This window comes from Pseudoxanthobacter sp., from assembly GCF_036822375.1.
In the GTDB taxonomy this organism is placed as follows: Bacteria; Pseudomonadota; Alphaproteobacteria; order Rhizobiales; family Segnochrobactraceae; genus Pseudoxanthobacter.
The window spans coordinates 1-9,247 of record NZ_DAISHT010000144.1 but is presented as its reverse complement, the minus strand read 5'-3'; the positions used below and the strand labels follow the sequence as shown (position 1 = coordinate 9,247).

Sequence of the window (9,247 nt, the reverse complement as noted above, 5' to 3'; positions counted from 1 at the left end):
GTGATGTTCTCCAGCGTCAGAAGATCCGTCTCAGACATGCCGTCCTCGTGAATGCACCGGCGCTGCCGGTCCTGAGCGGCCCCGCCGGGCGGGCACCGCGATTGCGGGTCTGCGGGGCCGGCGCCCGGCAGCGGCAGGCAAGGCTCTCCCGTTCGCCCGCCCCCTCGCGCAGGAGGGGGAACGGGCGCCGGCAGGTTCCGTCAGGCATGGCACACCCCTTCCCTGCCCGCGCGAAGGCGCGGGGGGGTGCGGCGGCACTGCCTTGCGGGCCGCGAACGGCCCGTCGTCTTGCGGGGTCAGGCGGCGGCGCGTGCTCTCACGCGACGCCCACAGCGACACGGTGGCCGGGAAGCCCGGCAACCGCGGTTTCAAGCGACCACAGCGCGCCGGCAAGCCGGTCGTCCGCCGTGGTGTCGTTGGCGGCCGAGGTCACGTAGAGCGTGCTCAGCCCCGGCCCGCCGAAGGCACAGGTGGTGATGTTGCGCGCCGGCATCGCGATGACGCGGTCGACGCGGCCGTCCGGCGCGATGCGCACGACGGCATGGCCGCCCCAGCGCGCATTCCACAGATAGCCGTCCGCGTCGATGGCCGAGCCGTCCGGGATGCCGTGCGGCTCGCCGGCAAGGTGCGGGCGCGGATTGGAAAGGCGGCCGGCCGCGCCGTCATAATCGAACACGCGCAGCAGGTTGCGGGGGCTGTCGGCGAAATAGAACCGGGTGGCATCGGCACTCCAGCACAGGGTGTTGGAAACCTTGATGCCCGAAAGATGGGTCGTCACATCGCCGCCGGCAGAGATGGAATAGAGGTGGCCGGGCGCGGCCGCCTCCAGCGCGGCGGCATCGGCACCGAGATCGTTGAACATCGAGCCGATCCAGAACCGCCCTTCCGGGTCGGCGCGTCCGTCGTTGAGGCGCGCCGCCGGCCAGTTGGGCAGGCGGAAACCGTGGTCCTGCCGGGCGCCGGTGGCCGGCCACCACCAGATGAGATGGGTCGCCAGCGCCACCAGAAGCCGGCCCGGCTCACGCGTCAGCGACAGGGCGACGACCGGGGTTTCGAAATCCCACGTCGTCACCGTTCCGGCGGCCGCCTCAAGCCGGTGGATGCGGGCGCCGTGAACATCGCACCAGTAGAGGGCATTTTCCTCCGGGCACCATGTGGCGGCCTCGCCGCAGCGGTCGGCCGTGGCGGCAACCAGCGTCGGCCCGGAAAGGATGAGCGGATCGGTCGTCATCGTGCCAGCTCCCGTTCCGCCGCCGCAAAAAGGAAGAACCGTTCGCTCTCCACAATCCGCAGCGCCTGCTCCACCGCGCCCAGAACGGAGGTCCGGTCGACGAGGCCGGTGCGCTCCACGACGAGCGGAAACGGCACCAGCGCCGCAATGCGGCGGGCGAGGCCGGCGATGAAATCGTCGCCGGCGCGCGACAGGCCGGCGCCGATGATGAGCTTGGCGGGGTTGAGAATGCAGCACACGCCGGCCAGTCCGCGGGCGATGCGGTCGCTCAGGGTCTCGATGATGGCGCGGGCGGCGGCATCGCCCCCGGCGGCGGCGGCGAACACCGCCGGCGCCTCAAGAGCCGCCGGATTGCCGGCGGCAAGGCGGGCGAGCGCCGGGCTGGCCCCGCTTTCCGCCGCCTGCCGGGCAAGGCGGGCGAAGGCCCGGCCGCCGGCCATCCACTCAAACGCGCCGACGCCGGCCGGGGGCACCTCGTCGCTGTCGCAGGGCACACTGCCCACTTCGCCGGCAAAGCCTTCCGCACCCTCGAAGATCTCGCCGCGCACCAGCAGCCCGAGGCCGATGCCCTTGCCGAGGTGCACGAACACGGCATCCTCCAGCCCGCGCGCGCCGCCGTGGCGCTGCTCGGCCAGCATGGCAAACTGCACCCGCCCGCCGGCCACGATGGAACAGCCGAACCGGCGCGAGAAGGTGCGCTCCAGCAGCGTGCGGAACGGCAGATCCTGCCAGCTCTCGAAGCCGGGCGCGAGGCGGATGGTGCCTTCGCGCCGGTCCAGAAAGCCCGGCAGACCAAGCCCGGCCGCCCAGATATCGCCGTCGCTCAGGCCGGCGCGCGCCGCAAGACCGGAGGCAAGGTCGGCCAGCAGCGTAACGAAGGCCGGCAGCAGCGGCGGCGCCGCGCCGAAGCTGTGCTCGGCCGTTTCCAGAATGGTGCCGTCGAGATCGGCCAGCCCGGCCCGCACCCGGCTGATGCCGAGGTCGAAGCCGACCACATAGCCCGCGCCGGCATTGAAGGTGAGCACATTGGCCTGCGGCCCCGGCCGGAGCCGCCGCCCGGGCCCCGAGGCCTCGCCCTCCAGCGCATAGCCGCGGGCCACCAGCTCGCCGACGATGGCATTGACGGTGGGCTTGGAGAGGCCGGTTTCGCGCGCCACATCCGCCCGCGTGATCGGGCCGCAACGCCGGATCGCCTGCAGCACGCCGACCGCATTCGTCTGTCGCATGATGTGGGGCGAAGTTGCCGTGACCACCGTGGCCTCCCTAACTGTAAGGAAGGCTAACTGTTAGGCTTGTTTACGGTCAAGACGGTCAGCCGCAATTTTTGCCGGCGCAGGGCATTTTCCCGCCCGCCGGCCATGCCCCCCGGTCCGGAAGCAAACGGAGCACCCCTTTTGCGTGCTGTCGCGGCACAGGCCGGAAGCCCTGATTGCAACCGGGCCCCGCAAACCGCCGATTCGGCCCCCCGCAGCAAAGAGCTCCGCCCGTGGCCCGCCCGAAGGCCGCAGCGGGACAATCCCGACAGGGGAAAAACCGGACTGGGAAGAGAACCGGACAGGGCGTTAGGGCGATGCCCCGTCAGGGGCAGTGGTGCGGGCGGTCGGACTCGAACCGACATGTCTTGCGACGGCGGATTTTGAGTCCGCTGCGTCTACCATTCCGCCACGCCCGCAGATGGCCGCCAGTCGTGTGGCAGGTCCGGCGCTTGTGCCATGACGGGGCGCCAAGATCCAGTCCTCAGGCCGGCTTGCGCTGTTCAAAGACGGCCTGCCGCCGACAGGGGCTTGACAGATAAGCCGCCGCACTCTTCAAGCAGCCAGAAGCCCCGGCCCGGCACCGCTGCGGCGGAGCCGTGCGGGCAGCTGCGGAGACGCCTTTCATGACCACCGGCGAGGCCAGTGCGCGCGCAGGCGCCGAAACCATCCGCGACCGGCTCGGCCGCCGGTCCATCGTGCTCATCGGCATGCCCGGCGCCGGCAAGACCACGGTCGGCCGCCGTCTGGCGCAGGTCATCGGCCTGCCGTTCGTCGATGCCGACCACGAGATCGAACGCGCCGCCGGCATGACCATTCCCGAGATCTTCGCCGCCCACGGCGAAAGCGGCTTCCGCGATGGCGAAAAGCGCGTCATCGCCCGCATTCTCACCGAGGGGCCGCAGGTGCTGGCCACCGGCGGCGGCGCCTTCATGGCGCCCGAAACCCGTGCTGCCATTGGCGAGAACGGCCTTTCGGTGTGGCTGAAGGCCGAGGTGCCGACGCTGCTGGCGCGCGTGCGCCGCCGCAACAACCGGCCGCTGCTGGCCAATGCCGACCCGGAAGGCACGCTGCGCGCGCTGCTGGCCGTGCGCGAGCCGGTGTTTGCAGAGGCCGATCTCACGGTGCGCTCGCGCGACATGCCCCACGATGTGGTGGTGCAGGCCATCATCGATGCGCTGAAAGGCCATTTCGACGCCCCCGCGCACTGAACCACGAACCCTGTCCGCGGCGCCCCTCACGCGGTGCCCGCCGCAAGGACAGCACTTTGAGGACCGCCCCATGAGCGCGACTGAAAGCCCTGAAACCGCCGCTCCGGCCGACGTCACCACCGTTGCCGTGCCGCTGCCGGGCGCGGCCTATGACATTCTCATCGGTCCGGGCCTGATCGGCCGGGCGGGCGCGGAAATCGCAGCCCGGTTCCCGGGGGTGCGCGTCAGCGTGGTGACCGACGAGGAGGTGAACCACGCCCACGGCGAGGCGCTCGTCTCCTCCCTCGGCCGCGCCGGGCTGGAACCGGAGCTGATCGTCGTGCCCGCCGGCGAGCAGAGCAAGTGCTTTGCCGTGCTGGAGGATGTGGTCGACCAGCTGCTGGCCCAGCGCCGCGAGCGCGGCGATCTGGTGGTGGCGCTGGGCGGCGGCGTCATCGGCGATCTGGCCGGCTTCGCCTCCGCCATCGTGCGCCGCGGCATGCGCTTCGTGCAGGTGCCGACCAGCCTGCTGGCGCAGGTGGATTCCTCCGTCGGCGGCAAGACCGGCATCAACACCCCCCACGGCAAGAACCTCGTCGGCGTCTTCCACCAGCCCTCGCTGGTGCTGGCCGATACCGATGCGCTCGCCAGCCTGCCGCCGCGCCACATGCGCGCCGGCTATGCCGAGATCGCCAAATACGGCCTCATCGACGACGCCGCGTTCTTCGGCTGGCTGGAGCAGAACCATGCCGGCGTGCTGGCGCGCGGGCCGGAACTGACCGAGGCGGTGGCCGCTTCCTGCCGCGCCAAGGCGCGCGTGGTGGTAGCCGACGAGAAGGAAACCTCCGGCGCCCGGGCCCTGCTCAATCTCGGCCACACCTTCGGCCATGCGCTGGAGGCCTATTGCGGCTATGGCGAGCGGCTGATCCACGGCGAGGGCGTGGCGGTGGGCATGGCGCAGGCCTTCCGCTTCTCCGTCGAAGCCGGTCTGTGCGCGCCCGCCGATGCCGCCCGCGTGGAGGCCCACCTCCGGGCCGCCGGCCTGCCCACCCGCATGAGCGACATTCCCGGCGAGATGGCCGACGACGACACCCTCGTCAGCCTGATGGCGCAGGACAAGAAGGTGAAGCGCGGCCGCCTCACCTTCATTCTCGCCCGCGGCATCGGCCAGTGCTTCGTGGCCGGCGATGTCGCGCCGGATGCGATCCGCAGCTTCCTGTCGCGCGATCGCCTGCTGTAATCCCGCCGGCGGCTTGACGGTGCCGCCGCAGACCGGAATCCTTCCGCAATGAACCGGCGGCTGCCCGGCCGCCGGACCCGGCCGGTTCCCGAGGAGAGCGGATGTTCAAAGCCCTGCGCGACTTCATCACCGAACTGTCCGGCGAAACGCCGTCGCGCCGCTTTGCCGACGACGACCACCGGCTGGCGGTCGCCGCCCTGCTGGTCCACCTGATCTCGGTGGATGGCATCGTGCGGCCGGCCGAGCAGGCCGCCATCGGCCGCGCGCTGTCGCAGAGCTACGGCCTTTCGCCGGAAGAAACGCTGCAGCTGGTGGCCGAAGCCCGCGCGGCCGACGATGAGGCCGTGGATCTCTACCGCTTCACCTCGGTGCTGAAACGCACGCTCGACGAGGACGGCCGCCTGCGCGTCATCGAAATGATGTGGCAGGCCGTCTATGCCGACGGCACCGTGACGGAATTCGAGGAGAACACGGTGTGGCGCGTGGCCGAACTGCTGGGCATCTCCACCCGCGAGCGGGTGTCGCTGCGCCAGCGGGTGGCAAACGCACAGGAAAACGCGCCGGAAGCCGCCCCGGCAGCAGATGCCGTGCCCTCGCGGCCGGCCACGGCCTGAGCGCCCGGCGCAACCTCACCGTCGCCGACAGCCCCGGCAACGGTCTTCCCCGGCAACCTCTTCCCCTCCATGACAGCGCCTTTATTCTCCGGCAAACGATGCCGGCAGGTCAATTTGCCCGCTGAAGCGGCTCCGGGCGGCTGCAGCGGCTTTGCGCCGGCATCCGGCCGGTGTTATGCTGCAGTGCAATGAATACGGGGCTCAGTCAGGACTGAGATCGCTGTCCGCCGGTGCGGTGGCCGGGGCCGGCACAGGGAGGTCCGGGGTGGCGTTTTCTGATGAAGAGGCGGCGGCGCCGCGGTTTCATGCCTCCGGCGCCGGCTGCGGCGAGCGGCCGGACAAGGTGCTGATCGTGCTGCACGGCGAGCATTCCAGCCCCGGCCGCATCGGCCAGCGGCTGGCCGCGCGCGGTTTCCGGCTCGATGTGCGCAAGCCCCGCTTCGGCGATCCCCTGCCCGCGACCATGGCCGGCCATGCCGGTGCCGTGGTGTTCGGCGGCCCGATGAGCGCCAACGATTCCGATGCCTTCGTGCGCCGCGAGATCGACTGGATCCGGGTGCCGCTGAAGGAAGAGAAGCCGTTCCTCGGCATCTGCCTCGGTGCGCAGATGCTGGCCCGCCAGTGCGGCGCGCGCGTTGCCCCGCACCCCGGCGGGCTGGTGGAGGTCGGCTATTATCCCATCACGCCGACAGCGTGCGGCAATGCGCTGCTGCCCTGGCCGGAGCACGTCTATCACTGGCACGGCGAGGGCTTCGACCTGCCGGCGGGGGCGAACCTGCTGGCGGCCGGCGAAGCTTTTCCCCATCAGGCCATGCAGGTCGGCCGTGCGGCCTATGGCATCCAGTTCCACCCCGAACTGACCCTGGCCATGGTGCACCGCTGGACCGCGCGGGCCAGCCGCATGGCACAGGCCGCCGGCGCCCGCGCGGTGCCGACCCACTTCCGCGACCGCCTGACCTACGATGCCGCGGTGCTGTGCTGGCTGGAGCGTTTTCTCGACCTGTGGATCGGCCCGCCGCTGCCGGTGGAACGGCGCGTGGCGGTTTCCGCCTCCGCCTTCGGCCGCTGAGCGCCGGCCGGCAGGCCGGAAAAGGCATCGCATTGCCTGCTGCGACCGGCGGACGGGATTGATTTTCTCATCCGGGACGGCGACAACGGCCCCTGTCTTTCGCCGCCGAACGGATGTCGCCATGCTCAGCAACAAGGGAAAATACGGCCTCAAGGCGCTCGTGCACCTGGCGGGCCTGCCGGCGGGGCAGACGGCACTGGCGGCGACCATCGCCGAGCAGAACAATATTTCCAAGAAATTCCTCGATGCCATCCTGAACGACCTGCGCAATGCCGGTCTGGTGCGCTCCAAGAAGGGCCCCGGCGGCGGCTATGCGCTGGCAAAGCCGGCCGGCGACATCATGGTGGGGCAGGCGATTCGCGTGCTCGACGGCCCGCTGGCGCCCATTGCCTGCGCCAGCCGCACCGCCTATCTGCCGTGCGACGACTGCGCCGACGTGGCCGCCTGCTCGGTGCGGCTGATGATGCTGCGCGCCCGCGACGCGATGGCCGAAGTGCTCGACCGTTCCTCCATTGCCGACATGCGCGCGCAGGCCCAGCGCGTGGCCGCCGGCGAGGCGGATGCCGGCTTCTACGACATCTGAGCGCCCGCCCGCCCCGGCTCACGGGGTCGGGGCCTGTGCAGCCGGCCGGCAACGGGGCATGGTGCGCGGGCCGGGCGGCTTTTCGTGCCTGTCCGTGCCGGCCTTGCAAACCCGTCTGTCCTTGCAAACCCGTCTGTAAAGACGGCCGGCCTTTCCCTGCACGCCGCGGAAACTGGAGCCCCGATGATCCGCCGTCTCATTCGTCTGGCGCGCACGCTGGTGCTCGTCGTGGTCGTCGTCATCGTCACCGTTCTGGCGGTGCGCATCGTCGATACCCTGCGCGGGCCGGAGCTGGAGCCCTGGCACACCGTTGTGCCGCCGGAACTCGACGCCGCGGAACTCGACCGCACCGACTGGGCCGGATGGCTCGCCGCCGAAGACAAGGCGTTTGCAGCCGTGCGCAGCGAGGTGACAGAGGCGCTGCCGGCCGCCGACCGCGTGCCCTACAACCGCTATTTCGATGGCAGCCCGATCTATACCCCGGCCCTGAAGCACGACTGGAACCGCTCCTACGAACTGCTGCCGAAAGGCGAGATCAAAGGCGCGGCGGTGTTCATCCACGGGCTGACGGATTCGCCCTACAGCCTGCGTCATGTTGCCGAACTCTACCGCGACCGCGGCTTCGTGGCCGTGGGGCTGCGCGTACCGGGCCACGGCACCGTGCCGGGCGGGCTGACGGAGGGCACCTGGCAGGACTGGCTGGCCGCCACCCGGCTTGCCATGCGCGAGGCCGCGCGACAGGCCGGCCCCGGCAAGCCGCTGCACATTCTGGGCTATTCCAACGGCGGCGCGCTGGCGCTGCTCTATGCGCTTGAGGCGCAGAAGAACCCTGCCCGGCCGCAACCGGCGGAAGTGGTGCTGTTTTCGCCCATGGTGGGGGTGACGGAGTTTGCCCGCTTCGCCGGCCTTGCCGGCCTGCCGGCCTTTCTGCCGGCCTTTGCCAGAACGGCGTGGCTCAACATCCTGCCGGAGTTCAACCCCTTCAAGTACAACTCGTTCCCGGTCAACGCCGCGCGCCAGTCCTATCTGCTGACGCAGGCGCTGCAGAGCGAACTGCGCGCGCAGGACGGCGGCGGAACGCTGCGCGGGTTCCCGCCCGTTCTCACCTTCCAGTCGGTGCTCGACCAGACGGTGCTGACGAGCGCCATCGTCTCTTCGCTGCACGGCGTTCTGTCGGGCGGCAACAGCGAACTGGTGCTCTACGACATCAACCGCAACGCGGCGGTGGATGCGGCGGAGCTGTTCCGGCCGCGCACTCTTGAGGCGACCGGGCGCGTGCTGCCGCCGGCCCCGCGGCCGTTCCGCACCACGCTCATCACCAATGTCAGCCGCGACAGCGCCGCGGTGGAAGCCCGCACCACCGAAGCCGGCAGCACGCAGGAAACCCGCACCCCGATCGGGGCCAGCTATCCGCGCGGGGTCTATTCGCTGTCGCACATTGCCGTGCCCTTCCCGCTTTGGGACGGGCTCTATGGCCTCTACCCCGCCGGCACGCCCGACGAAGACTTCGGCATCGAGATCGGCAATGTCGCCGCGCGCGGCGAGCGCGGCGCGCTGGTGGTGGACAAGGATTTTCTGATGCGCATGTCGTCGAACCCGTTCTACGACGACATGATGGCCCGCATCGCCGCCCGGCTGCCGCCGGCACAGTGAGCGGGCCGCCCGGCACCGCGCCTCATAAAGCCCCCCCGCGCCGCTTGTCCCCGGCCTTCAGTTCTCCTGCGGCGGCTCGCCGGCCGCCGCGGGCTGGCCGGAGAACAGCGCCGCCACCCAGCGCAGCGACGGCGCGTGGGCACAGGCGGTCAGCGCGGCAATGAGGAACGGCACCGCCAGAAAGATGCCCGCGATGCCCCACAGGAAGCTCCACAGGAAGATCGCGAACAGCACCATGAACGGCGAAACGGAGAGCGTCTTGCCGGCGATGCGCGGTTCCAGATAGCTGCCGGAAACGAACTGGATGAGGTTGAGGCAGAGGAAGACGAAGGCCGCCATCTGCCACGACTCGAACTGCACCAGCGCGAACACCGTGGGCAGGAAGGTGGCCACGAACGGCCCGATGAACGGAAT

General features: G+C 70.4%; 9 protein-coding genes and 1 tRNA gene. 6 read left to right on the top strand and 4 right to left on the bottom strand.

What is annotated here, in order from left to right; translation table 11 throughout:
- Positions 1-316: 316 nt before the first annotated feature.
- From V7067_RS12740 to V7067_RS12730, 3 genes are all read right to left on the bottom strand, one after another.
- The gene (locus tag V7067_RS12740; RefSeq protein WP_334176278.1) at positions 317-1,231 is read right to left on the bottom strand and encodes an SMP-30/gluconolactonase/LRE family protein; all 915 of its coding nucleotides are present in this window, start codon (positions 1,229-1,231) and stop codon (positions 317-319) included.
- The gene (locus V7067_RS12735; RefSeq protein ID WP_334176277.1) at positions 1,228-2,484 is read right to left on the bottom strand and encodes an ROK family transcriptional regulator; all 1,257 of its coding nucleotides are present in this window, start codon (positions 2,482-2,484) and stop codon (positions 1,228-1,230) included. Before V7067_RS12735 ends, V7067_RS12740 begins: the two co-directional genes overlap by 4 nt.
- A gap of 335 nt (positions 2,485-2,819) precedes the next feature.
- Positions 2,820-2,903 (bottom strand) — tRNA-Leu (locus V7067_RS12730).
- A 207-nt stretch (positions 2,904-3,110) separates the two neighbouring features.
- On the opposite strand from V7067_RS12730, the gene V7067_RS12725 reads away from it, so the two are divergent.
- The 6 genes from V7067_RS12725 (at position 3,111) to V7067_RS12700 (ending at position 8,833) form a co-directional block, all read left to right on the top strand.
- Positions 3,111-3,695 (top strand): shikimate kinase, encoded by a 585-nt coding sequence (locus V7067_RS12725; protein WP_334176276.1) that lies wholly within the window; start codon positions 3,111-3,113, stop codon positions 3,693-3,695.
- Between the two features lie 70 nt (positions 3,696-3,765).
- Positions 3,766-4,914: a 3-dehydroquinate synthase gene (aroB, locus tag V7067_RS12720; RefSeq protein ID WP_334176275.1), complete on the top strand. Its 1,149-nt coding sequence runs from the start codon at positions 3,766-3,768 to the stop codon at positions 4,912-4,914.
- A 101-nt stretch (positions 4,915-5,015) separates the two neighbouring features.
- Positions 5,016-5,528, top strand: coding sequence for a TerB family tellurite resistance protein (locus V7067_RS12715; RefSeq protein ID WP_334176274.1), 513 nt, complete (start codon positions 5,016-5,018; stop codon positions 5,526-5,528).
- Between the two features lie 343 nt (positions 5,529-5,871).
- A complete protein-coding gene (locus V7067_RS12710; RefSeq protein ID WP_334176279.1) occupies positions 5,872-6,597 on the top strand; it encodes a glutamine amidotransferase in 726 nt (241 codons plus the stop codon).
- Between the two features lie 121 nt (positions 6,598-6,718).
- The gene (locus V7067_RS12705) at positions 6,719-7,180 is read left to right on the top strand and encodes an Rrf2 family transcriptional regulator (RefSeq protein ID WP_334176273.1); all 462 of its coding nucleotides are present in this window, start codon (positions 6,719-6,721) and stop codon (positions 7,178-7,180) included.
- Positions 7,181-7,363: 183 nt separating this feature from the next.
- On the top strand, positions 7,364-8,833 hold the full coding sequence (locus V7067_RS12700; protein ID WP_334176272.1) for an alpha/beta fold hydrolase: 1,470 nt from the start codon (positions 7,364-7,366) through the stop codon (positions 8,831-8,833).
- Between the two features lie 57 nt (positions 8,834-8,890).
- Here V7067_RS12700 and V7067_RS12695 read toward each other — a convergent pair.
- A partial coding sequence (locus V7067_RS12695; RefSeq protein WP_334176271.1) for an AI-2E family transporter occupies positions 8,891-9,247 on the bottom strand: 357 nt, incomplete at its 5' end.